Origin of the sequence: Hymenobacter citatus, from assembly GCF_014333615.1 — a bacterium.
Classification (GTDB): Bacteria; Bacteroidota; Bacteroidia; order Cytophagales; family Hymenobacteraceae; genus Hymenobacter; species Hymenobacter citatus.
The window spans coordinates 302,809-329,056 of the sequence record NZ_JACSCY010000003.1 but is presented as its reverse complement, the minus strand read 5'-3'; the positions used below and the strand labels follow the sequence as shown (position 1 = coordinate 329,056).

The 26,248-nt window shown below is 60.8% G+C and carries 23 protein-coding genes and 1 riboswitch; of the genes, 12 read left to right on the top strand and 11 right to left on the bottom strand.

The annotated features are described in order from the left end of the window. Positions 1-19 precede the first annotated feature (19 nt). Positions 20-131, top strand: a riboswitch (SAM riboswitch). A 72-nt stretch (positions 132-203) separates the two neighbouring features. The 9 genes from metH (at position 204) to H8B15_RS05635 (ending at position 10,905) form a co-directional block, all read left to right on the top strand. Continuing rightward, positions 204-3,914, top strand: a complete 3,711-nt coding sequence (gene metH / locus H8B15_RS05675; RefSeq protein WP_187318703.1) for a methionine synthase — start codon at positions 204-206, stop codon at positions 3,912-3,914. Between the two features lie 130 nt (positions 3,915-4,044). Next, a complete protein-coding gene (gene metF, locus H8B15_RS05670; RefSeq protein WP_187318702.1) occupies positions 4,045-5,001 on the top strand; it encodes a methylenetetrahydrofolate reductase [NAD(P)H] in 957 nt (318 codons plus the stop codon). 116 nt (positions 5,002-5,117) lie between these two features. Next, positions 5,118-5,588, top strand: coding sequence for a tetratricopeptide repeat protein (locus tag H8B15_RS05665; protein WP_187318701.1), 471 nt, complete (start codon positions 5,118-5,120; stop codon positions 5,586-5,588). A 260-nt stretch (positions 5,589-5,848) separates the two neighbouring features. Further along, entirely contained in the window at positions 5,849-6,418 is a 570-nt protein-coding gene (locus H8B15_RS05660; protein ID WP_187318700.1) for an energy transducer TonB, read from the top strand. Between the two features lie 60 nt (positions 6,419-6,478). After that, positions 6,479-7,024, top strand: a complete 546-nt coding sequence (locus tag H8B15_RS05655) for a hypothetical protein (protein WP_187318699.1) — start codon at positions 6,479-6,481, stop codon at positions 7,022-7,024. Between the two features lie 77 nt (positions 7,025-7,101). Next, positions 7,102-8,598 (top strand): N-acetylmuramoyl-L-alanine amidase, encoded by a 1,497-nt coding sequence (locus tag H8B15_RS05650; RefSeq protein WP_187318698.1) that lies wholly within the window; start codon positions 7,102-7,104, stop codon positions 8,596-8,598. A gap of 172 nt (positions 8,599-8,770) precedes the next feature. Further along, positions 8,771-10,174 carry an L-lactate MFS transporter gene (locus tag H8B15_RS05645; protein ID WP_187318697.1) on the top strand — a complete coding sequence of 468 codons (1,404 nt, stop codon included), beginning with the start codon at positions 8,771-8,773 and terminating at the stop codon, positions 10,172-10,174. A gap of 35 nt (positions 10,175-10,209) precedes the next feature. Further along, positions 10,210-10,350 (top strand): MFS transporter small subunit, encoded by a 141-nt coding sequence (locus tag H8B15_RS05640; protein WP_187318696.1) that lies wholly within the window; start codon positions 10,210-10,212, stop codon positions 10,348-10,350. A gap of 135 nt (positions 10,351-10,485) precedes the next feature. Next, the gene (locus H8B15_RS05635; RefSeq protein ID WP_187318695.1) at positions 10,486-10,905 is read left to right on the top strand and encodes a putative signal transducing protein; all 420 of its coding nucleotides are present in this window, start codon (positions 10,486-10,488) and stop codon (positions 10,903-10,905) included. A 387-nt stretch (positions 10,906-11,292) separates the two neighbouring features. Here the strand turns inward: H8B15_RS05635 and H8B15_RS05630 are convergent, their stop codons facing one another. From H8B15_RS05630 to H8B15_RS05620, 3 genes are all read right to left on the bottom strand, one after another. Then, entirely contained in the window at positions 11,293-11,529 is a 237-nt protein-coding gene (locus tag H8B15_RS05630; protein ID WP_187318694.1) for a hypothetical protein, read from the bottom strand. 175 nt (positions 11,530-11,704) lie between these two features. After that, positions 11,705-12,856, bottom strand: coding sequence for a S1 family peptidase (locus H8B15_RS05625; protein ID WP_187318693.1), 1,152 nt, complete (start codon positions 12,854-12,856; stop codon positions 11,705-11,707). 48 nt (positions 12,857-12,904) lie between these two features. After that, positions 12,905-13,492 carry an RNA polymerase sigma factor gene (locus H8B15_RS05620; RefSeq protein ID WP_187318692.1) on the bottom strand — a complete coding sequence of 196 codons (588 nt, stop codon included), beginning with the start codon at positions 13,490-13,492 and terminating at the stop codon, positions 12,905-12,907. A gap of 136 nt (positions 13,493-13,628) precedes the next feature. Here H8B15_RS05620 and H8B15_RS05615 point away from each other — a divergent pair, with 136 nt between their 5' ends. Continuing rightward, the gene (locus H8B15_RS05615) at positions 13,629-13,853 is read left to right on the top strand and encodes a hypothetical protein (RefSeq protein WP_187318691.1); all 225 of its coding nucleotides are present in this window, start codon (positions 13,629-13,631) and stop codon (positions 13,851-13,853) included. Positions 13,854-14,010: 157 nt separating this feature from the next. Here the strand turns inward: H8B15_RS05615 and H8B15_RS05610 are convergent, their stop codons facing one another. The 6 genes from H8B15_RS05610 to H8B15_RS05585 all read right to left on the bottom strand — a co-directional run bounded on the left by H8B15_RS05610 (position 14,011) and on the right by H8B15_RS05585 (position 22,369). Next, positions 14,011-15,804, bottom strand: a complete 1,794-nt coding sequence (locus tag H8B15_RS05610; RefSeq protein WP_187318690.1) for a hypothetical protein — start codon at positions 15,802-15,804, stop codon at positions 14,011-14,013. A 46-nt stretch (positions 15,805-15,850) separates the two neighbouring features. Beyond that, positions 15,851-18,076 (bottom strand): DUF4175 family protein, encoded by a 2,226-nt coding sequence (locus H8B15_RS05605; protein WP_187318689.1) that lies wholly within the window; start codon positions 18,074-18,076, stop codon positions 15,851-15,853. Next, positions 18,073-19,656 carry a BatA domain-containing protein gene (locus H8B15_RS05600; protein ID WP_187318688.1) on the bottom strand — a complete coding sequence of 528 codons (1,584 nt, stop codon included), beginning with the start codon at positions 19,654-19,656 and terminating at the stop codon, positions 18,073-18,075. Before H8B15_RS05600 ends, H8B15_RS05605 begins: the two co-directional genes overlap by 4 nt. A gap of 37 nt (positions 19,657-19,693) precedes the next feature. Continuing rightward, entirely contained in the window at positions 19,694-20,557 is an 864-nt protein-coding gene (locus H8B15_RS05595) for a DUF58 domain-containing protein (protein WP_187318687.1), read from the bottom strand. A 102-nt stretch (positions 20,558-20,659) separates the two neighbouring features. Beyond that, a complete protein-coding gene (locus H8B15_RS05590) occupies positions 20,660-21,637 on the bottom strand; it encodes an AAA family ATPase (RefSeq protein ID WP_187318686.1) in 978 nt (325 codons plus the stop codon). A gap of 108 nt (positions 21,638-21,745) precedes the next feature. Continuing rightward, positions 21,746-22,369 (bottom strand): DUF4159 domain-containing protein, encoded by a 624-nt coding sequence (locus H8B15_RS05585; protein WP_187318685.1) that lies wholly within the window; start codon positions 22,367-22,369, stop codon positions 21,746-21,748. 264 nt (positions 22,370-22,633) lie between these two features. Between H8B15_RS05585 and H8B15_RS05580 the strand changes: the two genes are divergently transcribed. Then, positions 22,634-23,251: a porin family protein gene (locus H8B15_RS05580; protein ID WP_187318684.1), complete on the top strand. Its 618-nt coding sequence runs from the start codon at positions 22,634-22,636 to the stop codon at positions 23,249-23,251. A 152-nt stretch (positions 23,252-23,403) separates the two neighbouring features. Then, positions 23,404-24,069, top strand: a complete 666-nt coding sequence (locus tag H8B15_RS05575) for a porin family protein (protein WP_187318683.1) — start codon at positions 23,404-23,406, stop codon at positions 24,067-24,069. Positions 24,070-24,152: 83 nt separating this feature from the next. On the opposite strand, the gene H8B15_RS05570 is transcribed toward H8B15_RS05575, so the two are convergent. Beyond that, positions 24,153-24,782: a hypothetical protein gene (locus tag H8B15_RS05570; protein WP_187318682.1), complete on the bottom strand. Its 630-nt coding sequence runs from the start codon at positions 24,780-24,782 to the stop codon at positions 24,153-24,155. A gap of 123 nt (positions 24,783-24,905) precedes the next feature. Next, on the bottom strand, positions 24,906-26,231 hold the full coding sequence (locus H8B15_RS05565; RefSeq protein ID WP_187318681.1) for a TldD/PmbA family protein: 1,326 nt from the start codon (positions 26,229-26,231) through the stop codon (positions 24,906-24,908). Positions 26,232-26,248: the final 17 nt, after the last annotated feature.

The window sequence follows — 26,248 nt, the reverse complement described above, 5'->3', positions numbered from 1 at the left end:
GCGCCGTATATTTGTTTACTACTTATCCAGAAAGACCGAGGGACTGGGCCCTGTGACGTCTTGGCAACCTGAAATAAAACAAGGTGCCAACTCCCATTTCGCCCCGTCTATCGGGCGGAAGAAGATAAGTGCAGGAACCTGCTTCGGCGGTTTTCTCTTTCTGGATAAGCTTTCGTACCCGCTGCTTTCCCGAAGGAAAATCCATGAAGACTGCCTGCCCCGACTCCCCGCTCTACGACATCCTCCAACGCCGCCTCCTGATTCTGGACGGCGCCATGGGCACCATGATTCAGCGCCATACGCTGACGGAGGAAGACTTTCGCGGCCCGCGGTTTGCCGACCACGCCAAGCCCCTGCGCGGCAACAACGACCTGCTCTCGCTCACGCGCCCCGATATCATCAAGAGCATTCACGCCGAGTACTTTGCCGCCGGCGCCGATATGGTGGAAACCAACACCTTCTCCGGCACCACCATTGCCCAGGCCGACTACGCCCTGGAACACATTGTGTATGAGCTGAATTACGAGTCGGCACGGCTGGCCCGCGAAGTAGCCGACGAGTTTACGCGGCAGAATCCCGACAAGCCGCGCTTCGTGGCCGGCGCCATTGGCCCTACCAACCGCACCGCCTCCCTTTCGCCTGACGTAAACCGCCCCGGCTTCCGCGCCGTGACGTTTGACGAGCTGGCCCACGCCTACCTCGAGCAGGTGCGCGGCCTGGTAGAAGGCGGCTCTGATGCCCTGCTCATCGAAACCATCTTCGACACGCTGAACGCCAAAGCGGCCCTGTTTGCCGTGCAGAAGTTCTTCGACCAAGGCGGCCGCCAGGTGCCCGTCATGATTTCCGGGACTATTACCGACGCCTCGGGCCGCACCCTCTCGGGTCAGACAGTAGAGGCGTTCTGGAACTCCATTCGCCACCTGCCCCTGCTCAGCGTGGGCCTGAACTGCGCCTTGGGTGCCGATCAGCTCAAAGTCTACATCAAGGAGCTGAGTCGCATTGCCGACGTGCACATTTCGGCCTACCCCAACGCCGGCCTACCCAACGCCTTCGGTGGGTATGATGAGTCGGCCGAGGAATTTGCGGGCGTGGTGGAGGGCTACCTCGCCGATGGCCTCGTGACGGTGGTAGGCGGCTGCTGCGGCACCACGCCCCAGCACATCGGCGAGTTGGCTCGGCTGGCCGAGAAGTACAAACCCCGCACCCTACCCGAGGTGCCGCCCGCTACCCGTCTGAGTGGCTTGGAGCCGTTTGGCATCACCGAGCAAAGCCTCTTCGTGAACGTGGGCGAGCGGTGCAACGTCACCGGCTCGCGCGCCTTTGCCCGCCTCATCCGCACCGGCAACTACGAGGCCGCCCTGGCCGTGGCCCGCGAGCAGGTAGAGGGCGGCGCCCAGGTCATCGACGTGAACATGGACGAAGGCATGCTCAACTCGGAGCAGGCCATGACTACGTTCCTCAACCTGATTGCCTCGGAGCCCGACATTGCCCGCGTGCCGGTGATGATTGACTCCTCGAAGTGGAACGTGCTGGAAGCCGGCCTGAAATGCGTGCAGGGCAAAAGCATCGTCAACTCCATCTCCCTGAAAGAAGGCGAGGAGGTATTTATTGCCCACGCGCACACGGTGCGCCAATACGGCGCGGCTGTGGTGGTAATGGCCTTTGATGAGGAAGGCCAGGCCGATACGCTGGAGCGTCGCAAGGAAATCTGCCAGCGCAGCTACGACCTGCTGATGAGCATCGACTTCCCGGCCGAAGACATCATCTTCGACCCCAATATCCTCATTGTGGGTACCGGTATGGAGGAGCACCGCAACTACGCCATCGATTTTATTGAGGCGGTGCGCTGGATTAAGGCCACCCTGCCGGGGGCGCTGACCAGTGGTGGCGTCAGCAACATCAGCTTCTCCTTCCGCGGCAACGATGTGGTGCGCGAGGCCATGCACGCGGCCTTTCTCTACCACGCTATTCAGGCGGGGCTGGATATGGGCATCGTGAACCCCAACCAGCTAGCAGTGTACGATGAAGTGCCCAAGGACCTGCTGGAATTGGTAGAGGATGTGCTGCTCAACCGCCGCCCCGACGCGACCGAGCGCCTGCTGGAATTCGCCGAAACGGTGAAGCAGAAAGACAAAGCAGAAGTGGTAGCCGACGCCTGGCGCAGCCTGCCGGTACAGGAGCGCCTACAGCACGCCCTGGTGCGCGGTATCACCGAGTTCATCGACCAGGATACGGAAGAGACACGCCAACAGGTAAGCCGCCCGCTGGATGTAATTGAAGGCCCCCTGATGGCCGGCATGAACGTGGTAGGCGACCTGTTTGGGGCCGGCAAAATGTTCCTGCCGCAGGTGGTAAAATCGGCTCGCGTGATGAAGAAGGCCGTGGCCTACCTCGAGCCCTACCTGCTGGCCGACAAGCAGAGCGGCGACCGGCAAACCGCCGGCAAAATCCTGCTGGCCACGGTGAAAGGCGACGTGCACGACATCGGCAAAAACATTGTGGGCGTGGTGCTGGCCTGCAACAACTTCGACATTGTGGACCTGGGCGTGATGGTGCCCCTGGAAAAGATTCTGGACGAAGCCGCCGCCCACAACGTGGATATCATCGGCCTGAGTGGGCTGATTACGCCCTCGCTTGATGAGATGGTGTACGTGGCCCAGGAGATGGAGCGGCGCGGCCTGCAAACGCCCCTGCTCATTGGCGGCGCTACCACTTCGCGTCTGCACGCCGCCGTGAAGATTGCCCCGGCCTACACCGGTCCGGTGGTGCACGTGAACGATGCTTCGCGCTCGGTGGGGGTAGCGGCGGGCCTGCTGGGTTCAGCCAAGGAAACCTACGCCCACACCGTGCGCGACGAGTACGACACGCTCCGCCACGACTACGCCGGCCGCCAGCGCGACAAGCACTATCTCACCATCGAGCAGGCCCGCGAAAACGGCTTCAAGGCCGATTGGGACGAAACGCCCATCACCAAGCCTACTTTCCTTGGAACCAAAGTGCTGGAAGACTACGACCTGGCCGAGCTGGCCGAGTACATCGACTGGACGCCTTTCTTCCACACCTGGGAGCTGAAAGGCCGCTACCCGCGCATCCTGGAAGACGAAACCCTGGGCGAGGCGGCTACCAAGCTATTCGAAGATGCGCAAGCCATGCTGCGCAAAGTCATCGACGAAAAGCTGCTGACGGCCCGCGCCGTGGTTGGTTTCTGGCCGGCCAATACGGTTGGCTACGACACCATTCAGGTGTTTAAGGACGATACCCGGCAAGAGGTAGAGACGGAGTTTTTCACCCTGCGCCAGCAGGGCGAGAAGGGCCCCGGCATCCCCAACCTAGCCTTCTCCGACTTTGTGGCCCCGCTGGAAACCGAACGCGCCGACTACATCGGCGGCTTTGCCGTAACGGCGGGCCTGGGCATCGAGAAGCTGCTGGAGCAGTTCGAGAAAGACCACGACGACTACTCCAACATCATGATCAAAGCCCTGGCCGACCGCCTGGCCGAGGCCTTTGCCGAGCGCCTGCACCAGCGCGTGCGGGAGGAGTTCTGGGGCTACGCCTCCGATGAAAAGCTCTCCAACGAAGACCTCATCAAGGAGCAGTACCGCGGCGTACGCCCCGCCCCCGGCTACCCCGGCTGCCCCGACCACACCGAGAAAATCACGCTGTTTGAGCTGCTCGACGCGGAGAATAAAACCGGTATTCACCTCACCGAAAACCTGGCCATGTACCCTGCCTCGTCGGTGAGTGGGCTCTACTACGCCCACCCGGCCTCGCGTTACTTCGGTTTGGGCCGCATCGGCAAAGACCAGGTAGAGGACATTGCTGAGCGCAAGAACATGCCCCTGGCCGATCTGGAACGCTGGCTGGCCCCCAATCTGAACTACGACCCCGCGGCCGTGCCGGTTACGGCGCTATGATTTCACAACGTCCCAGGGCTGAAGCCCTGGGCTACGGAGCGCCTCGCCTCTGCGTGTCATCCTATTCTTTCGCTTCATCCGCCCGCTACATAGCCCAGGGCTTCAGCCCTGGGACCTGGGGCCGCTACCCATGAAAGTCACCGAACACCTCTCCAACGCCCACGGCAAAACGCTCTTCTCCTTTGAAGTGCTACCCCCCAAAAAAGGCGAGAATATTAAAACGCTGTTCTCCAACATCGAGCCGCTGATGGAGTTTAAGCCGCCGTTTATCGATGTGACGTACCACCGCGAGGAGTACGTGTACCGCAAGCACACCAACGGCCTGCTGGAAAAGCACACCGTGCGCCGCCGGCCGGGCACGGTAGGCATCTGCGCGGCCATCAAAAATCGGTTCGACGTAGACACGGTGCCGCATTTGATCTGCGGGGGCTTCACGAAGGAGGAAACCGAAAACGCCCTCATCGACCTGCATTTCCTGGGTATTGACACGGTGCTGGCCCTGCGCGGCGACCCCATCAAGAGCGAGGGCCAGTTCAAGCCCGAGCCCGACGGCCACGCCTACGCCTGTGACCTGATTGGGCAGGTATCGGACCTGAACAAAGGTGCCTACCTCGACGAGGAGCAGGACGAAACCTCGGCCACCAACTTCTGCATCGGCACGGCCGGCTACCCCGAGAAGCACTTCGAGTCGCCCAACTCCGGCGCCGATATTCGCTACCTCAAGCACAAGGTAGACCGCGGCGCCGACTACATCGTGACGCAGATGTTTTTCGACAACGAGCAGTTTTTCAATTTCGAGCAGCGCTGCCGGGCGGCGGGCATCACCGTGCCCATCATCCCCGGCCTGAAGCCCCTGACCACCAAAAGCCAACTCACGGCCCTACCCCGGTCGTTCTACCTCAACATCCCCGAAGAGCTGAGCGAGGCTGTGCACCTGGCCCCCGACAACGCGGCCGCCCGCCAGATCGGCATTGAGTGGTGCATCAACCAAAGCCGCGAGCTGATGGCCCACGGCGTGCCCTGCCTGCACTACTACAGCATGGGCAAATCGGAGTCGGTGCGCAAAGTAGCTGCCGCTCTGTTTTAAAATGGTGAAATAGTGAGATGGTGAACTGGTGAGTTTAACGTGCTGGCGGCGCACGCCGTACACAGGATGTACGTTGAACGTCAAACTCACTATTTCACCAGTTCACATCTCACCTTTTGACCTCCCTCGACGAGCTTTTTGCGCAGTTACGCATAGCCACGGCGCCGGCCGAGATTGAGGCCCTGCGTAACGGTATCTGGCAGCTGTGGCTGACTACCGGCGAGCAGGCGCTGGACAAGCAGCTGGAGGCCGGGATGCGGGCGCTGGCCGCCGAAGAGTACACGCGGGCCATTGCCTGCTTTACGGAGTTGATTACCGCCCGCCCCGAGTGGGCCGAAGGCTGGAACAAGCGTGCCACCGCCTACTTTATGCGCGGCGAGTACCGCGCCTCCCTCACCGATATTGAGGAAACCCTGCGCCGCGAGCCGCGCCACTTCGGCGCCCTAAGCGGCTGGGCCATGATTTTGCGCCAGCTTGGCCACCTCCGGGGCGCCTTGCACGTGCTGCGCCGCCTCGAAGCGCTGTGTCCACACTGGCCCGGTCTGCAAGAAGAGCTCCGCGACCTGCGCGACCAGCTGGAAGGCTGAACCCCTGATTAGCAAGGTTTTTGTCTGTTGATAGGAAATGGTATATTTCCTGCATAGGCGAAGCGCGTCGAATTTTGCCGTAGATGTATGTATGAGCTTTGTTTGCGTAGTAACAAGTGTTTATATATCCAAATAGTATAATCAGTGTTAGCAATACAGTTCGTTGAATATGTATTTTAACAATAATTAGTGTTGCATTTGCTGGCTCCCGTCATTCTTTAGCTCTGCTTTCTCTCCCTCTTCCCACCCATTTATCATCCATGAAAAAAAAGCTACTATACGGAGTACTCTTCTTGTTGCCCGCCCTTGCGCACGCGCAGCGTCTGCGCGAAAACCAGTGGGAAAAAGGCATGATGGACAAAGGCGAAAAGGTGGGCGTATGGGAATACTACGCCTACAACCGCGCCGGTACGCAGCTGCTGGTACAGAAATACGACCACACCGAGCACAAGCTGTTAGAATACCGGCCCCTGAGCGACGTGCCCTACCGCACGGAGCTAACGCCCGGCAAATGGACCTCGACCTTGCTTGACCGGCAACCCATGTTTATTGGCGGCGATGCTCGCTTGGCCACGTATACTACCAAGCTAAACTACCCACAAGCCGCCCAAAACAAGAAACTGCAAGGCCGCGTGCTCATTTCCTTCGTGATTGATACGCTGGGCCAGGCCAGCAACTACCAGATTATCCAGAGCGTGGGCGGGGGCTGCGACGAAGAAGCCCTGCGCGTATGCCGCACCATTCCAAACGAATGGATTCCGGCCCGAAAAAGTGGCCGCGCGGTGCCAGTGGTGTACGAACTGCCGTTTGTGTATAAGCTGCGCGAATAGAGCAGAATGTCGACTGGTGCGGTGGTCAACTTGGGGCCGCCAACCTGCGTACATGCGGGCATGATGCTACTTCGTACGCTACGCAAAACCATGGCCCTGGTGGCCCTACCCCTCGGCCTGTTGACTGCCTGCGACAGCACGCCCCGCGAGCGGCAGGCTGCCTTGGAAAAAGGCGTGAACCGACTGGATACGCTGGCCGACCGCGCCGGCAACAAACTAAACGCCGCCGCCGGCCGCGCCGCCCGCTACGACTCTGCCTCCCGTGCCCGTAACCGCCAGCCCCTCGACCCGGCCGCGGAGGCCACCTTCACCACGCAGTTGCTGGGTACCTATGCGGATATCAGTGCCCTGACGGCCACTACCATCGAGCCGGCCTATACACAGTTTTTGCAGCAGGTGCGCGCCCAGCGCCGCCAGTGGACCCAACGCGACTGGGACTACGCCACGGCCATCTACCGGCGCCTCAACGAGCAATTTCGGGCGGTGCGCCTAGATGTGAAAGGCCGCGACGAAATCCATATCCGGGCGCTGCAAACCGAGTTTACGGCCCTGGAAACCGGCCGCGACGTGAAGGACTTGGGTGATGCTGTCAGCAACAAACAGTAACTCTATTCCCGTATTGCTACTCGAAAGCCTCGCCCTCTGGTGAGGCTTTTCTGTTGAAATTCCGTTGCTTGCCGCTCATGCTACAATCCCTTGCTACCCGTTTTATACTGCTTCTGTTTTGGCTGCTACCCTCGCTGGCGCCGGCGCAGCAGCTGATAGAAAGTGCTACCCTGGTACCCGCCGCCGACCAATGGCTGCAACCCGGCGACCGGCTGCAAGTGCGCCTCAAGGGGCGGCCGGGCAGCCGGGTGACGTTCTATCGCGGCCAGCGCCTTGTGGAGCTACCCAACCAGCGCGGCACCTACCAGGCCACCTACGTGGTGCAGCCCGGCGATACGCTCGCCAATCGGCCCATCACCTTTCAGCTAGTAGCCACCGACAGCACCCGCGCCACGGTCAGCAGTAAAAACCGGGTGCGCCTGCTCAATCCTAATGAGCCCCAACTGGCCCAAACCACTTCCAACCTGTCCTACCTCAACTATGGCCTGGGCGAAGACCGCCTCGGCGGTGCCAAAATGGGCTACCTCGACTCGGCCGTGGTGCTGCACCTCACGGGCCGGGTAGGCAACCTCTACCGGGTGCGCCTGGCCGAATCCCAAACCGCCTGGATACCGCAGGACCAGGTGCAGCTACTGCCGCCCGGCGGCTTCGTGCCTACTTCACTCACCGGCTCCTGGGACGTGCGCGGCGACTCGGTGCTGGACTACGTGCGGGTGCCGCTCACGGCCCGGCTACCCTACCGCTCACAGCTCCTCACCAACCCTACCCGCCTGGAGGTAGATATTTTCGGAGCTACCTCCAACACCAACTGGATAACCCAGCGCGACGGCCTACAAGCCCTCGGCGACGTGCACTACGAGCAGGTGGCGCCCGATGTATTCCGGTTGGTGTTGCTGCTGAAGCACCCGCAGAGCTGGGGCTACCACATTGGCTATAAAGGCAATATGTTGGAAATACAAGTGCGCCGCCCGCCCATCAAGTTGCGGTTGCGCGGACTGGTAGTGGCCGTAGATGCCGGCCACGGCGGTACCAACGTGGGCGCCACGGGTAGCACCGGCGCCCGCGAAAAAGACCTGACCCTAGCCATTGCCCGACAGTTACAACAAGAGCTGGAGCGCCGCGGCGCCCGCGTGGTGATGACGCGCACCGACGATGCCAGCCTGGAAATCAGCGACCGGGTGCGGCAGTTGCGGCGGGCTCAGCCCAATCTGCTGGTCAGCATTCACGTCAACTCCTCGGGCAGCGCGGCCACGCAGGGCACCAGCACCTATTACCGCTACGTAGCGTTTCGGCCACTGTCGGAGGCGTTGTATGCGCAAATGCGCCGTACTGGCCTGCGCGGGGCCGGCAATGTGGGCAGCTTCAACTTTGGGCTGAATGGGCCTACTGAGTATCCCAACGCCTTAGTCGAAACGGCTTTTGTTTCTAATCCCGACGACGAGCGGCGCCTTATCGACCCCAAATTTCAACAGGAAATGGCGGCGCGTATGGCTGCGGGTGTTCAGGAGTTTGTGCGCGGCACGCGAGCCAACGGTTTGAAAGGATGGTTGTTAGGGAAACCGGCTGTGCAATAGCTCATCGAAGCTTCACAAACTATAGATATTTAGCAAAAAATAGTCGTGTCAAATTGATTTTGGTGCGTAAAAGCAGCTATTTACTGATGCGTAGCCCATACAGCATGCCCTTAGAAGCGAATGGGTTGCGCTCCTGTCCTCCTTCTCACCACTCAAATTCCTACCCCCTCGTATGACAGAAGCTTCTTTACTGGACCGCAGCCGCACCATAGCTGGCCCAGGCTACAACCGCTGGCTGATTCCGCCCGCGGCCTTGGCGATTCATCTGGCTATCGGGCAGGCCTACGCCTTTAGCGTATTCAATAAGCCGCTGGGCTCGCTCATCAGCGGCGACCCGGCCAACCCCGCCCCCGACGACTGGACGCCCGGCCAGATTGGTTGGACGTTTTCTATTGCCATTGTGTTGCTGGGCCTCTCGGCGGCCGTGTTTGGCAAATGGCTGGAGCGGGTAGGCCCGCGCAAAGCCATGATGGCGGCGTCCCTATGCTTCGGCGGCGGCTTCCTGATTGGCTCCTTGGGCGTGCACCTACATTCGCTGGCGCTGCTCTACCTGGGCTACGGCGTGGTAGGCGGTATTGGGTTGGGCATCGGCTACATTTCGCCGGTAAGCACGCTGATTAAGTGGTTCCCGGACCGCAAAGGCGTGGCTACGGGTATGGCCATTATGGGCTTTGGCGGCGGCGCCATGATTGGCTCGCCGCTGGCTGTGGCCCTCATGGACCACTTCAAGGGCTCGGCGCCGCAGGGCGTGGCACCTACCTTCATCGTGATGGGTATTATCTATCTGCTGTTCATGCAGTTCGGGGTGTGGACCATCCGGGTGCCCGCCGACGACTGGGCGCCGGAGGGCTACGTGCCCAGCACCGAGCATGACGCCATGATAACCACTGGCAACGTATCGGCCGATAACGCCATCAAAACGCCGCAGTTCTGGCTGCTGTGGGTGGTGCTGCTCACCAACGTAACGGCTGGTATCGGCGTGCTCGAAACAGCTTCGCCGCTGATTCAGAATACGTTCTCGGAGGCCGCCATGGGCACGGGCCGGGGCGTAACGGCCGCCGCCGCCGCGGGCTTCGTGGGGCTGCTAAGCTTGTTCAACCTGCTTGGGCGCTTTTTTTGGTCGTCGGCCTCCGATAAGCTGGGCCGCAAAACCACCTACGCCATCTACTTTATTCTGGGCATCATCTTGTACGCCTTGATCCCAACGCTGGGCGCGGGCCTGCAACTGACGCTGTACGTGGTGGCGGCCTGCGTGATTATCAGCATGTACGGCGGCGGCTTCGCTACCGCGCCGGCCTACCTCTCCGACCTCTTTGGTAAGTACCAGGTAGGAGCCATTCACGGGCGTTTGCTCACGGCTTGGAGTACGGCTGGGGTGCTGGGGCCGCTGATTGTGCACACCCTCAGTGAGCACGCCAAAGAGCAGAACCTGGCAGGCGCCGCCGCGTACCAAAACGTGTTCTACACCATGGCCGGCGTGTTGGTGGTCGGGCTGCTGGCCAACCTGGCTGTGCGCCCCGTAAAAGAAGAATATTACGAAAAAGGCCCCGTTACCATTGAAGCCGGCGGCCACTAAGCTGGCTTTCACCTCATACTTTCATTCCTAACGATATGGAATCACGCAACACTTCCGCCCCCGAAACCGCTTCCAGCGGTGGCGCCCTTGTCTTGGCCTGGCTGTTTGTGGGGGTGCCCCTGCTGTGGGGTATTTCTCAAACGTTCATTAAGGCGCTGGCTTTGTTTAATAGCTAAGCAACTGATCGACAGGCAACAAAAAGCGCACTCTCCGGGTGCGCTTTTTGTTTGGGTAGGCAGAATGGTCGTGCACTGAGCACAACTTCCTTCCCGGCTTTGCTGTTATTTGCTGCCGCTTCGCACCTCATCGTCATGTCCTCCGTCGTTCCTTCTGCCGACCGCATTATTCTGCTGGCCTCTTTCCCCGATTCCATTGCCGCGCACATCGCCAAAAGCCGCCTCGATGCGGAGGAAATTCCCTGCTTCGTGAGCAACGAAAACCGGCCCTACGGCCCTATTTCGGGTGGGGTGCGCCTGCATGTGCGGCAGCAAGATGCTGAGGCGGCACGCACGGCCTTGCTGGAAGAAACCGTACCCATGACCATCTTCCCCGACCCGGATGTGCAGGCGGGCACCACATTAACTTGCGCCCGTTGCGGCTCTCCCGACATTGCCACCGCCGACGTTCGACCGGGTGCCACCACCACTGGCTTTTTCACGCGCCTGATGTACTCCCTGCGCGGCATCCGCTACCACTGCTTCCATTGCGGCTACGAGCTGCGGGAGGAGTAAGAAGCCATTCTGTTGAGCAAAATACAAGTGTCAGGATTTACGCACTAAGCGTTGTGCCAACGCCTGCCGGTCCGACGCCGCAGGCGTCCGACCGGTTGCCGCGTGCTGATGTTGCACGAACCGTATGCGGACGTTGTAGAAGCGCCGGTTCATGCGGCCTCAGCGTCACCAAATGGCGCGGCGGCCAGTAACGCCTGCCGGTCCGACGCCGTAGGCGTCGGACCGGCAGGCGTTGGCACAACGCTTAGTGCGTCAGTCCTGAGTATCTTGAAATCAAAACAGGTTTTATTACCGATAGGTTGCCCCGCTGGGGCTATGACCGACCAAACGCAAAAGCCCCGATTACAAGAGCGTAATCGGGGCTTTCAGCTTATGTGAGAACTAAAATTAGTTCTTATCAGCGCGGTTGATGAAGAAGATGGCTACCCCGGCAAGGGCCGCAATACCCAGTACCAGTTGGGTGGACGTGAACTTCTGCGCCGATTTCTGCAACAGAGATGCCCCGTTTTTGAACAGGTCTTCCATGTGGTCATGGTCGCCCTGGAATACGTGGTAGGCACTCTCAAACGTGCGGGCAATGTCTTCGGGGGTGATTTTGTCGAGTGATTGGATGTCGTTGGCCATAGGAAAGAGTAGAGAGAAAAGTGACGGGAAACCAAGTGGTGTGCCCCAAAGGGCGTTACCGGTACTCCTACGGGAAAAGGCAGGCGTAGGCTGCCTCTTTTTGCTGATTTCTGTGGATAGCAAAAAAAAAGCTCCGCCGAACGGCGGAGCTTTTAAAGCTTTGGAGGGGTCTTTTCTATTCGTACACCTTCACTACGAAAACATAGTTCTGCAACTTCCGGATCTGCTGGGGACGCGAGGTGCCGGTCAGCAAATTGGCGCGGGGCAGCGTAATGTCGTGCGCCACGGTGGCCGTTTGCAGCGAGTCGACGAGGCGCGTGAGGTAGGACGACTTGGTGGCAAACGCCGCACTCTGCACATCCGACTGCTTGCCGCTGACAATGCCAATCAGGTTGCCGCGCTCATCCAGTACCGGCCCACCGGAGTTGCCGGGGTTCACCGGAATCGAAATCTGGTAGAAGCCCGTGTCGCCCTCGAAGCCCGAGCGGGCGCTCAGGGAGCCGTCGTTGAACACCAGGTCCTCGCGGGGGTAGCCCAGCGTGTATACCCGCTCGCCCAGGTCGGCGGTGGTGCGCTTGAAGGAGTAGGGCAGGCGGCCGAAGCCGTGGAAGTCTTTGTCAACGATGCGCAAGATGGCCAGGTCGCGGGCCACGTCGGTAAATACTGGCTCGGCGCGGTAGTGGTCGTGCGTGCGGCTCTCCACCAGCAGCGAGTCGGCGCCCTGAATCACGTGGTAGCTGGTGACTAAATAGCCATTGGGCGACAGCGCGAAGCCCGTACCGCTGAACTTGCCGGGGTTCACTTCCTCGGCCTTAGTACCGTCAATCTGCGTGATGGCGCGGTTCATGGCCCGTTGCGTGCGCTTGATGCGCTCTACCTCGCGGCGCAGCATGGTATAGCCGTAGGTAGGAGCCGGCTTCTGGGCGGCTTTCCACCACTCGATACCCAGCAAGGTGCCAAATACGGCCATAATGGCCACCGAGGCGGCCACGGCAATGGTAGCGCGGTGGTTGCCCCAGAACGCACGCAAGGTGCGCTCTACCCCCGAGATATGCACCGTAGGCATCACGGGGTTGCCGGTTTGGTAGGTTTCCTCGGCGGCAGCTTCGGCGTCTAACGCAGCTTGGAAAGCTTGCAGCTTGCGGCGCGTGCGCTGCCGCTCGCCGTAGCCGCGCAGCGTACCATTCAGCAGGTCAAAATCGGTGAGCTGCTGGGCAAAGCTAGGATCGGCGGCGAGGCGGCGCTCCAGCTCCTGGCGCGCAGGCGCAGCCAGCTCGCCGGCCCGGTAGGCCTCAAATAGCGCGTAATAATCAGCTTCAGTTTTCATACAGGAAGCGGCTGGGGTAGGTCCGCCGGGGCAATAGGGTACACGCTGCTAGAACGATTCTTCCTCCTGATAATGGGTGAAAAACAGCTTTTTCAGACGCACCAGACATTTATATTTCTGATTCTTGGCGTTGTCGGCGTTGGTATAGCCAAACTCCGTCGTAAGCTCCTGCATAGACTTGTCTAACAGGTAGAAACCTTCGAGTAACGAACGGCACGGCTCCCCGATGCGTTCCAGCGCCTCGCCCATCAGGCCAAACTGCCGGTCGCGCTCCTGGGCATCGAGCAAGTCCTGCTCGGCACCCGTTTCGAGGTAGGGCTCATGGTCGGAGAGACTACCGCCAAAGCGGTTTTTCTCAGCCAGCCGTTTCAACCACAACCGGCGGCACACGGCGTAGAGGTAGGTCTTGATCTGGCAGCTGAGCTCCAAAGAGCCGTCGCGCACCTTCTCGTAGAACACCATCACGCCCTCCTGGTACACATCCTTGGCCTCGTCCTCGGTACCGCTGTTTTGCTGTACCAAGTGAAGAACCATGGGGAGGTGCAAGCGGTAGAGCTGCGCCAGCGCCCGGTCGTCGTCTTGGCGGATGGCCGCCACGAACTCTGCATCGGTGTAGGAAGGAAGTCCCTTACCCATTCGCTATACTTCTTGTTTTAATACGGATGGAGCTCTTACGTAACCCATCAAAAATAAATATTCTCGGGTTGGGTTACTTTTCTTTAGAGAAGGGTATTAAGAGCGTTTTCGGACAAAAATCAACCCAACCCCAAAGATGAAAAACCTGCTGAAAGTATCTGCCCTGGCTATCGTATTCGCTGCTGGTCTTGCTTCGTGCGAGTCGAAGCCTGCTGAAACCACGACCACGACGGAAACTACGACCACCGAGACGGCCCCCATGATGAGCGGCGACTCGACTACGATGGCCGGTGACTCTTCGTCGATGGCTGCCCCGATGACGACCGACTCTACCTCGACTACTACTACCACGGTTCAGTAAACCATACTACTTGTTGGCTGGCATTGTACCCACAAGGCCAGCAACAAAAAGGTCCGTATCTTCCTTTGGGAGGGTACGGACCTTTTTGTTGCCATCTACCCAAGCAGGCACAAAAGTAGCGGTTATGTAGGAAAGCCGTTGGGTAAGCAATGAGGCGCTACAGCTTCTCCTCTAGCCAGAGCGTGCCCGCCGCCAGCACAAAGAGGGCCACAAACCAGCCCACTGCCCAAGGCTGCCGAGTAGTGGCGGGAGGCAGGTTGTCGGCAGTGGCGGTGGCGGGCGTCTGGTAGTAGGCGTCGTGCTCCGTAGCTTGCCAGGCAGTGGGTGCAAACACATAAAACCACTGCCGGGTAGCGCCGGGCCCCTGCACTTGGTGCCAGCCCGCAGCAGTGGGCCAGAACTGCCCCGTAGACCACTCTGGCAGGCGGGTGTCTTGCTGCATAGGTAGGCGTACGGCTGGTTGCTTGGCCGTAGTAACAACGGGCAACGTAGCTGGTAGCGTAGTCGATTCCAGGCGTAGCGTAATGGGCTGATGGGGGCGGGGCCAGGGCTCTACTACCTGCCATTGCGCCGCCATAGGCGCCGGGCGGGCCACAGCGGCTAGCAGGCGGCTCCAGAATGCCCCGTAGCCAGCTGTGGTGGCCGTTTGCAACTGCCAGGGATAGGTAGCGGCCAGCGTACTCACCCCCACGTGCCCCAGACCTACCCGCGTTACGCCCGCTACCGGACGTTGGCGAGCATCCGTAGCCAGGGCGGTACCACCCGCTTGGAGCCGTAGCTCAGCGGCGAGGGGAGCTGCCAGTGCAGTTGGTGCATTGGGCCAGCGCACAGGTTGAGGAAGGTCGGCGCCGGTGGGGCGGGGTAGGAGGCTAAAAGCGGCGCGGCCAGGTAGCGCGCGGGGTAGCGCTCCTGGCTCGGCCAGCAGCAATAAGCCTAGCCCTTGGTTTTGGATGGCTGCACGCACAGCCTGTACCTCGGCGGGTGCGAGGCTAGTGAGGGTGCCGTTGTCGGCTACTACTACGTCATAGCGAGTCAGCAGAGCGGGCGAGAGGCGGCGCAGGTCGTGAGTGGACTGGTTGAGGAAGGCGGTTTGGGTGAGGCCTTTGCTGACCTGCGTGCGCAGCGCCACGCGGTGTTGCTGCGTGCCCAAGTAGTTTTTAAGGAAGTTAAATTCGAAACCGGGTGTGGTGGTGAGGAGTAGCACACGCAGGGGTGCTACTGCGGTTACCTCCACGGGCACCGGCTCGCGGGCTACAAGCTGCTCGCCGCGCCGTGCCCACAATTCATACTCGGCCAGGCCAGTGGCTTTGGGCGCGTAGCGAAGCTGGAAAGCGCCGCGTCCGTTTTTTAGTTGCATCGAGTCGCGCGTTTTGCCGGCGGCGCGCAACCCCACCCACACCGGCGTTTTATCCCCGGCGGCCACAAACGAACCATTCACTTGCAACTCCTTGCCCAGCGCTAGCTGCCGCGGCCATTGCCCCACTCGAAAGCCAGCTACCGTTGCACTGCCGTGCCGGATCAGGCGGAGCGAGTCGGCAACGACGGTGGCATCGGGCGGCAGGCCCCGTCCCAGCACGTGCAACTGCCGGAGGTAGGGGAGTCGCTCACGCAAGGCCACCAGGCTGTGGAGGGCAGGCGTGTCGGGGGTAAGGGCCGCGCCGTAGCGCCACAGCTGCGTGCCTGCGCCCAGCTGGCGGAGCAAGGCCTGCAGGGAATCGGGTTGGTAGCCGGGCATCAGCAGAATGGCTTGCTGTCGGCTGCCGGGTATGGTGCGGGCAGGCGGATAAGCAATCAGCCACAAAGCAGCTGCAGCTACCCAGCCCGCTACCAAGCGCAAGGCCAGCCGCTGCCGATTGGAGCGGCGCCAGGCGGCCACGCTCAGCCCAACAGCCAGCAGTAAGCAGAAGAGGAGCAGCGCGTAGAACAGAAAATCAGAGGAGAAAGCAGACAAGGAACTGAAATAAAGGCAAACAATCAGACCAAATAGCAAGGTAGTGCTACGGCTGCCCCAGCGCCTGCAAGTACCGACGAGACAAGCGGTTGGGAGCAGAGGCAGGGGTAGGGGCAGGCGCGGGAGTAGGCAGAAGGGCTGTAAGGGCGCGCTCCACCACGGGTAAGCATTCGGGGCAGGGCGCTGGCTGGCTGGCGCGCATGGCGGCGCTGAGTTGGCGCAGGTCGCGCAGGGCGGTGAGGTAGGCGCCGGGGCGTTGGAGGGCCGCTTGGGCCAGCACGGGGCCGGCGCGGTCGAGCAGGGCGGCATCGGCCGCAGCGGCCGATTGGCCACGGCGCAGACGACCCAGCAGTGCCAGGGCGGCGCGCACGGCGGGTTGGGAGGCGGGCGCGGCCACATCGGCGCGGCGCTGGGGCGTAGCGGCGCCCACCAGCTCGCCGGTGAGGCGCACAGTGGCCTCGGGCATAGGCGGTGGGGTGTAGCCGGCTTTCTTGACGTAGACGCGGGTTTGTTGCTGCACTTCTTTCAGCAGGCGCAGGGCCTTGTACTCATAGGGTAGGGCCTCAGCGGGGCGGACGGTGCGCAGGCGCAGCTCGGCTTCCCACATCTGGCTGAGTACCACGCTGAGCTTGGCTTTCACGGCCGGCTCCAGAAAATCGGCGGTTTCGGCGTCGTCGTGCTTGTGCATGTAGGGGTCCATGAGGGCCGCCGTGGTTTCCAAGGAAGAGGGGTTGGCATCCGTGGCGGGCGTGCCGTGAGCATGGCCGTGGTCGTGCCCGTCGCCTTCGTGGTGTTCTTCTTTTTCGCCTTCGGGTATAGCGTCGGCCTGGCCAATGCTTTCGTCAAACTCCTCGCCCATAAATTTGCCGTAGCGCATACGCAGTACTTTCTGATCGTGTCCGATTTCGTTGGCGCGACTGGCCAATGTGCTTTGGTCCAGTTCTTTGCGCTCCGAAAGCAGCTTTTCTGTGTCAATAATCACTTGGCGCTGACTGCGGAAGTAGGCCGGCACCACGTTCACACCCAGCGAAATATCGGCCCCAGAAGCGTCCACCGTGGTGTCTTCCCACTGCACCAGGTAGGTGTCCGTGCGGGCCATTTGCTGGTGGTTGTCCCAGGCCTGCACGTAGAAGTACACCTCGTCGCCGTAGGTGAGGCCCAGCTGGCGCAGTTGCAGGGTGTAGGTGAGCTGGTGCTGGGTAGGCTGACCGCGCAACTGGGCGCTGAGGTCAGTGGCGACTTCCGTAAACTTCACCGCTTCGCCCTCGCCCTTGGCCACGGTAGCTACCACGCGGGCTCGACTCAGGCCGTAATCGTCGCGCACAGTTACGCGCACGCCTACCTGCGGCTTCTGCCCAAACTCAACCAGGGTATAAGGCTTGGGGCTGACGAGCTGGAGGGTAGGCGCCCGATCAGGAATAATCTCAATAGCATAATCCTCAGAAGTTTGCCCTGCGAACCGCATCCGATAGAGTGCCGAGCTATTCACTATCTGCTCTGCCTCAAACGCCAAGGAATCGCCGGGCACAGCTCGGAGCGGTATCCGCTGCTTGCCTAGCTCTAGCACCGGCGCGCTGGCTCGCCGGCTCACGCGCACCCGCCACCGCACCCGCGACCCGGCCGGCGCCTGAAACGACGGCTGCGCCGCCGCAAAGGCCGCCCGCCGCGTGTAGGCGGGTGGGGTTACCAGCAGCTTCAGCTCCTGAATACGCGGGGCCTTGGCGGGTGCTGGTTTGCCCACAAACCGTAGGGGTACGGCTGGAGCCGTGGCTACTGTGGCAGTAGGCTGTGCGGTCTGTGCGGGCAAGAACCAGCATACGCCAGCCACCACCAGCAACAGGCCAGTAAGCAGCAGCGACGTGCGCCACGGCGCGGGTAGCAGCGCCGGAGTAGCGGCGGTCAGCGCGTCCAGGCGCTCGACCACGTGTTGCTGCTGTAATTCCTCTAAGAGGTTGAGGTCGGAGGTAGGACGTAGGAGTAGGCCGGTGCTGTCTTCCAGCTCTGCAAACTCCCGATCGAGGCGGCGGGCTAATGGCTGGGGTCGAAATTGCCATAGGCGTACCAGCCACACCACTAGCGCTATAACGCCTAGGCCCAGTAACACCAGCAAGGCTGTTCCCGCCTGCGGCCACCGTTTTGCGGCTATCAGTGCTGCCCCACTGGCCGCCAAAAAAGGCAGCAAAAGCTGCACCGTGCGGCGACTGGCATATGAGCGGGCCACGCGGCGCAACAATCCCGGCTCAGCGGCGGCAGAAATTACGGAAGGACTCATATGGAAGCAGTAGCAGTGAGAGGACGCCCGGCAGTGCGCAAGGATAGCAGCCGCTCCAGCCCAAACAGCAGCAAGGCCGCCAGCACCACCCACGGCCGCAGATCGGTGGCGGGCGGAGCGGTATCAGCGGTGGCAACAGGTGCAGCGGCCGGCGCGGCTGTGGTTAGTAGCTGATGTGGGTCGAGGGTGCGCTGGTCGTGAGCGAGCAGACGGATAGGCGCTACAGGCGGCTGAAGCAGCGGCAGCAGCAGCGCCGGCAGGGCCGGACTTTCGCCCAGAGCGCTCCAACCAGGTGAAAGCCGGGTGTGCAGGTGATACAGTGTGCCCGCGCCCAGGGCCTGCCGAGTGAGGAGCGGCCTGCCCGCAGCGTCCTGCCACACGGTTTCGGCTGTCGTTACTGTCAGCGAATCGAGACGCCGAATGGCAACGGCCGTTTGCGTATTAGTAGAAATAAACGTGCTGCCGACAGCTTGGCCGCCCCCACGCCCTACCCGCCACACCTGCGTACCCGGTAAGGCAGTCTGTTGCCAGGCAGTGGGCAACGGCGCATCTTTCAGCCACAAAATCACATCGGGCAGCGGAACGGTGGGCACCTGGGTAGCAGCCGTAAGCTGCAATGGGGCCGCCAACCCAACAGATACGGCCTGTACTGCCGCCCGCCAGTAGCGAGCCTCCGACGCGTACGCGGCATCCGTGAGCAACCACACGCGCACCGGGGTAGCGCGCACGTGCACCATGGTAGAATCTGCTGTGCGCAGCTGGGCGCCGTTGGCTTTGGTCTGGTAGGAAACACCCGGCAGCCCCGCTACCCGCACCGTGGCGCCGTTGGCCGGGCGCCGTACCATCAGACCGCGAAAGGTGGTGCCGTCCTCGGTACTGCGTCCCACCAGCAGGCGCAGACTGTCGGCGCCAACTAAGGCCGCGGCCTGGAGCCAGCGGGCCGAGTCGGGGGTAGGCACCAACTGCCAGCGTAGATTGGCTGGTAGTGCCGGGCGCGGCCCCTCGAACCGCCGCAATGCTGCTGTTGAAAACACGCGGAGCGGCCGGCTGGGGAAGGAGTCGGCGGCTTGCTGGGCGCGCATCCACAGGTTATCGGCCGGAAGCAGAGCCCGGAGCGAATCGGTGAGCGAAGGGGTAGGCGAAGCCAGGCTAGCCCAAGTGCGGGCGGGCACCCGCGGAAAGCCGCGCCGCAGTTGGCGCAGCTCGTAGCCTTGCCGGCGCAGCGAATCGATACCGGGGCGCACGGCGGCCAGGGCCGGTGAGGTCAGAAGGTCGGGGCTGAGCAGCACTTGTCCCCGCACGGGCGGCGCTGGTTCCTGCCAGCTCAGGCCCGCTACGGCCAGCGCCAGCACACCCACCACGGCGGCCCGCAACAGAAATAACAGCAATTGCTCGGGCTTTAGGCGACGCAAACGGCGGTTGGCGGCCGTTTCCAGCCAGCGCAGGCTGCCTACCTGCACCACCTGGGCGGGCCGCCGATTCCAGAGGTAAACCAGCAGCGGCACCAGCAACCCCAGCAGCGCCAGCAGGCCAGCCGTGGGGTGCAACAAGCGGAACGCTGATAGAGGCAGTGAAAGCATAGGCGAAGTGGAAGTCAGAAAAGGAAGCCCCGTATGATTACCGTCGTTTCAGAAACTCGCGTAGGGCCCGATCCAGCGGCTCGGCGGTACTCAGTTGAGCATATTCGAAGCCGTGACGGCGGGCCTGGGTAGCGGCCTCACGCAGCCAGCTGTGCAGGTGCTCCTGCCAGGCGCTGCGTTGCTGATCGGCGTTTAGTTGCAGCGTGCGGCCAGTTTCCAGGTCCTCGAAAGTCACAGCGCCGCGGTAGGTGAAGTCCAGCTCGTTGCGGGCCAGCAGGTGCAGTAGCAGCACCTCGCCGCTGGTGGTGCGCAGGCGCGTCAGCAGCGTGTCAATTTCCCCGTCTTCCTCATACAAATCGCTCACGCAGATGGTGAGGGCGCGCTGCCGCCGGGCCGTGAGCGGGGCCAGCTCAGCCGCGGCCGGAAAGCGGCCGGTGGCCGTGGCATTTTCTAGGGTATGAAAGATGCGCGTGAGTTGCCTGGGGTCAGCGCGGGGCGGTAGGTGTTGCAGGCCATCGGGGCGCAGAATGGTGAGGGCCACGGCATCGCCCTGGTTCACGGCCAGGTAGGCCAGCGCGGCCAGCAGCAGCCGGCCGTAGTCGAGCTTGCTGAGGCCGTTGTCGTCGCGGTGGTTCATGCTGGCGGTGGCATCCAGCAGCAAGTGCACCGTGAGGCTGGTATCTACCTCCGACTCGCGGATGTAGTAGCGGTCGGAGCGGGCGGCCAGGCGCCAGTCGAGGCGGCGCAGGTCGTCGCCGGGCTGGTAGGGGCGGTACTGGCTGAACTCCATGCCCACGCCCCGGCGCCGGCTCAAGTGCTGGCCGTGCAAAAAGCCCTCGGCCACCTGCTTGGCAGCGAGGGGTAGGTTGCGCAGGGCGTAGAGTTGTTCGGGGCTGAGCATGCGGTTGAGGGTAGGGGCGCCTTGCAGGCGCCCGTCGTTGCTGATGTTGGAGGTGGAAATACCGCCCGTCGTCGTTCAACGACGGGCGCCTGCAAGGCGCCCCTACACCGCCACGGCCTTCAGCAGCTCCTGCACTGCCGTATCCGGCGTCAGGTTTTCGGCTTCGGCGTTGAAATTCAAAAGCACGCGATGGCGCAGCACGGCCGGGGCCAGGGCTTTGATATCGTCGAGGGTAGCCGCGAAGCGACCTTGCAGCAACGCCCGCGCTTTGGCGCACAAAATCAGCGCCTGCCCGGCGCGCGGCCCCGCGCCCCAGCGGCCGTAGTCCTGAATAAACTTCACCTCCGAGGTAGCGGGGCGGGTAGCGCGCACCAGGCGGTTCACAAAACTCAATAGCTCGGGGCTGAGGCTCACCTGGCGCACCAGCTGCTGGAGCTGCCGGATATCGTCGCCGCCCAGCACGGGCTGCACCTGGGCTTTGGCGGTGCCGGTGGTGCCGCTCAGCACGGCTAGCTCCTCCTGCTCGGTGGGGTAGCCGATGCGGATGTAGAGCAGAAAACGGTCGAGCTGGGCTTCGGGCAGCGGGTAGGTGCCGCTCTGCTCGATGGGGTTTTGGGTGGCCAGCAAAAAGAACGGCTTGGGCAGGGCGTGCTCCTGACCAGCGTAGGTCACGTGGCCTTCCTGCATGGCTTCCAACAGCGCTGCCTGCGTCTTGGGCGGCGTCCGGTTGATTTCATCGGCCAGCACCAGACTGGCGAAAATTGGCCCCTCATTGAATTTGAACGAGCGGTGCCCCGTGCCGTGGTCTTCCTCCAGCACCTCGGTGCCGAGAATGTCGGTTGGCATCAGGTCGGGGGTGAACTGAATGCGGCGGAAGGGTAGGTCGGTGGCCGAGGCCAGGGTGCGCACCAGTAGGGTTTTGGCCAGGCCCGGCACGCCTTCCAGCAGGGCGTGGCCGCCGGCCAGCAAGGCCACCAGCACCTCGTCTAGCACCTGCGTTTGGCCTACAATGACTTTGGCAATTTCCTCACGGAGCGGGGGCAGTTTGGCAAGCAGGCGTTTTACGTCTTGTTCAGTCATGGATTTTTGAGCTGTTAGCTGATGGCTGTTAGCTGCTAGCTTTTGTCTTGGAAAATGATGTTGAAGTAGGGCAAAAAAGCTAACGGCCAACAGCCATCAGCCATCAGCTCAAGCCGTGAGGGCATACAGCAAGATATTGACGCCGAACTTGGTGTTGTCCTCGGCTAGAAAGCGCTTGTTGCGGAAGTCATAATCCCACTCGCAGCCGTAGTCTTTATTGGAGTAGAGCACGCCCAGGCGGCCGTTGGTTTCCACGCCTTTCAGGTAGTCGTGCACAAGGTCGTCGCCCCAGCCGTTCAGCTCGAAGCCGGTAGGCGGCGGGCCGTCCGGAAACTTGAAAAACTGCGAGTAGATGGGGTGCGTTTTAGGCAGCTTCTTGAGCGCGCCCGCCCCAAAGCACACGCGCATCTGCTCCTCAAAAGAGCGCGCAAACAGCCCGTCGATGTCGTGGTTGCAGTCGTCGACGAACACGAAGCCGCCGTTGCGCACGTACTGCGTGAAGTTCTTCTTTTCGGCCTCGCTGAACTGCACCAACCGGTGCCCCGAGAGGTAGCAAAACGGATAGCGAAACAGCTCCGCCGAGTCCAGCGCCACTACTTTCTCCTTCTGGTCGACGGGCACTGTGGTGTACTGCACCAGTGAGTGCAGCAGGTTGCTAGGCATGCGCTCATCCACGGCATCCCAGTCGCCGGAGTGGTAGCTGAGCCGCACAAACGTGAAGGGGGTAGGCAATCAGTTGAAAATTAATAATGGAGAATGGCAAGGGTAGAAACCGAGGCAAGGACGCGGCAAGCCAGCAGAAGGTGGCATCGGTTTTTGCTAAAAACGCAAAAAAACCTGATTAGCATTGCAACGAATGGCACTTCGCGGGATTGAGTCAAGGTCTGAAGCCCAGCAGTTGCCAAAATAATAAGCTGCCAGATATACTGCGCGGCCCAGCTAACGTTTAAGGAAACAGCTTCACTCTAAAACTGTAACAAACACGCTTCACCTACCATGAAACAATTTTTCTTCCTCCTGTTTGGCCTGCTGCTGAGTAGCGGGGCCTACGCCCAACTCGGCGTGAAAGCAGGCATCAACCAATCCGTGCTCAATGGCGAAAACATCGACGGGAGCACCAGCTACAAGACCTCCTACCACGCGGGTGTGTTCTACGAGGCCAAATTGATCGGGCCGCTATCGGTACAGCCGGAGCTGCTGTACTCATCGCAGGGCGGCAACATCAAGAGTCAGTTTGAGGACTTCGACACCAAAATGCACTACTTCACAGTGCCGGTGCTAGCCAAGGTGCACGTAGGGCCGCTATTCGTGGAAGCAGGTCCGCAGTTCTCTTTCCTCCTCGACGCTACCAAAGACGGTACCCAGCGTGTGCAAGGCACAGGCGGCGCCGCATCTTATGAAGATTACAAGCGCGGCGCTACCGGCGACTTCAAGCGCGGCGACTTCAGCCTGTGCGCCGGGGTAGGGCTGAAGTTTTCGGCCCTGCTCATCGGCGCCCGTTTCAACGCAGGCCTCAACGACATAAATGACGTAGACAACCTTACCGGCGTGAACGATGCCCGCCTCAAAAACCGCGTGTTTCAGGGCTACGTGGCGTTGCAGCTGGGGCATTAGTAGGAATAAAATAGCGAGGATAACGCGGAGCTATGCTTCGTGTTATCCTCGCTATTTTATTTGCGTGTATTTTGGTGTAATGTGCTGGATATCAATATGTTGATAACGATTCGTTTTAGAAGGTATTACTGTCTACAGCAAGTGCGAATGCTATGAAATTACTGTTATTATCAATGTCCGGGTTGCTGGTGGCCACCGCTGCTGAGGCGCAATTTGGTGTTCGAGCCGGCGCCAACTATGCTTCTCTGGCAGAAAGCAGGAAACAAAAATCTTACTACGCTGAGGCAGATGGGCGGATTGGGTATCAAGTAGGCGTGTTCTATGAGCGGAGAATTTCGGAGCGTATTTCGTTGGTGCCGGAGGTACAGTTCAGTCGGCAACGCACCAACCTGTCGGTAGTAGACTACGATGCCCCTATGCAGGCCGGTGCCGCTACGTACCAGGTAGGATTATCTTATCTAAATGTGCCTATTATGGTACGGGCGCACTTGCGGAAGTTCTATGTGGAACTAGGACCACAGGGCAGTATTTTATTGGGTGCTCACGAGAAGGGATTTACCGAAGAAAGCCCTCTGAGTAGCTACCGCGACCCAGCCGGTGGTACTCCGTTTGACCGTCGTGCCACAGACCACTACCACCGCTACGATTTCGGCACCATCGTGGGCCTTGGCGTGGCCCTATCCACTGGTTTTGAGGTAGGTATGCGCATTTACGCCGGGCTACTTTCTGACACCCGTGGCGCATCCTCTCCCTACCCCGGCAAACTGAATAACGTGGTTATCCAGACAAATATGGCGTACCGTTTCCTCGCGCATTAATTCTGCTCAACGACACTGACAATAATGCCTCTGAACCACGTGTTTCCGGGCCATATAGTGTTCTGACGGGGGTAGTAAAGCTGTTATTGAGCAGCTAGAAACGAGTTGTACTCCGCAATAGTCTGCGGCATATCCTGATACTGGTAACCTTTCGCGCGCGCCATTACTTTTTGAGCCAGCTCTGGGGCATCTTGCAGATACGCCGCTACCTGCTCCGTAAATTTGCTGCGCTTCACTTCCAGCAGCTGCCCATTGCGGCGCAGGTACCAATGGTTGCTGGTATAGTTGATGCCAAGAAGCACCACAGTGCTAGCTGCTCCCATCGATGCAATGGCTGCAATCGGCACGATGGGCGGGATACTTTTACCCTCTGCATAGTTAAACAACTCTACGGGCCCTGCCACTAGCCGCGGGGCCAGTATCCGCATGCTCTTGCCGTCGTTGTTGTGTAGGGTTTCAAAATATTGATCACGCACAGTCATGCAGTGAATCTTGTCTACGCTGATGTGCTTGGTTTGGGGGTAGGGGCGTACTTCGGGATGCGTCTCGCAGAAGTCGATAAACTTTTCAAACCCGTTCACCGAGTGGGGCAAATACAAGTGGATAGTACGTCCTTCCGGCGTTGTGACGGTGCCCGGCGCGAAGCTGCTGCGCTTGCTGGTTTCCATGGCAGCGGTATCAGGAACCGTTTGCGCATGCGTGGAAAAAGGCAATGTACACGCAAGAAGCAGGACAAGGGTAGGGAATAATTTCACGAAGCAGTAGACAACAGTATATACAAAAAAACACCCGTAGCAACAGTGGCTACGGGTGCTGCAAAGTGCAATTTCTGTGCCCTACACGGCGTCCGACAGACTCGTGAACGTGAAGTCCCGGATCTTGAGCGGCGGCACCAAGTTACCGCCTAGGCGCTGCTGCTTGCCAATGGTTTCCAGGTTATTCAGCATAATCACCGGCGACTCGTTGAAGCGCAGGTTTTTCACCGGGAACTTCACCTGGCCGTTTTCGATGTAAAACGTACCGTCGCGGGTGAGGCCGGTGAACAGGAGCGTTTGCGGGTCTACGCCACGGATGTACCACAGGCGCGTTACCAAAATGCCTTTCTGAGTGCTTTTGATCATCTCCTCCAAGCTTTGCGTGCCGCCTTCCATGATGAAGTTGCCGGGGAAGGGGGTAGGGGCTACGTTGTTTTTCTGGGCCCAGTAGCGCGAGTAGTACAGGTTGTCGACCTTGCCTTTGTTAATCCAGTTGATGCGCTTCACGGGCAGGCCTTCGCCGTCGAACACGCTGCTGGGCGCGGCGGGGTTGGTAGGGTCGGTGTAGATGGTCACGCGCTCATCAAAGAGCTTTTCACCCTTTTTCGTACCACCGCCTTTTTTGCTCAGAAACGAGCGGCCCTCGTCGGCCGAGCGGGCGTCGAGCGAGTACATCAGGTTGTTGAGCAGGCCTTCGTCCGATACCAGCGCGGCCGGTTCCAGAATCACGGTGTACTTGCCCGGCTCGATGGCGCGGGCGCCCACCGAACCGGCCGCTTTGCTGGCGGCGCGCTCCGTCAGCACCTTTGCATCGAACTGCTTCACATCCGTGAAATCGGCCACGGCGTAGCCCGAGCCCAGGCCGTCGGCCGTGCGCACCGTCACCGAAAAATCGACGTATGTATCGGGCTGGTAGGCTTGCAGGCCCTTGCTGTTGCGCAGGGCCCGGAAGCTGCTGCTGTTTTCCAGGAAACCCGCGGCCGTGAGCTTGCGCGCTTCGCACAGCGCGATGCTGTCGGCGGCGGCTTGGGCGCGGGCGTCTGCCGTATCAGCGGCGGTGCTGGCGGCAAAGGCGTTGGGCGTGAGGTACTGTTGCGGCCCGAGCAGCGGCATGTATTCGGGGTCTTCGGGCGCGAGCCGGGCGGTTTCCTCGGCCCGCTGCACGCAGCGTTTCAGGGTAGCATCATCAAACTGATTGCAGGTAGCCACGCCCGCGCGTTTGCCAAACCGCGACTCCACCGCCAGCGACACGTTATCGGACTTTCCGGCCGTGCTCACGGCGTTGCGGGCGTAGCGGATGTTGCCCGCCGAGCGGCCCGAAAGGGTAGCCTGGCACTCGTCGGCGGTGCTAAAGCTGAGGACCTTTTGCAGAATGGCCTGGGCTTGTTCTTGGGAGAGGATTGCCATGGGGTAGAAAGGTAGGG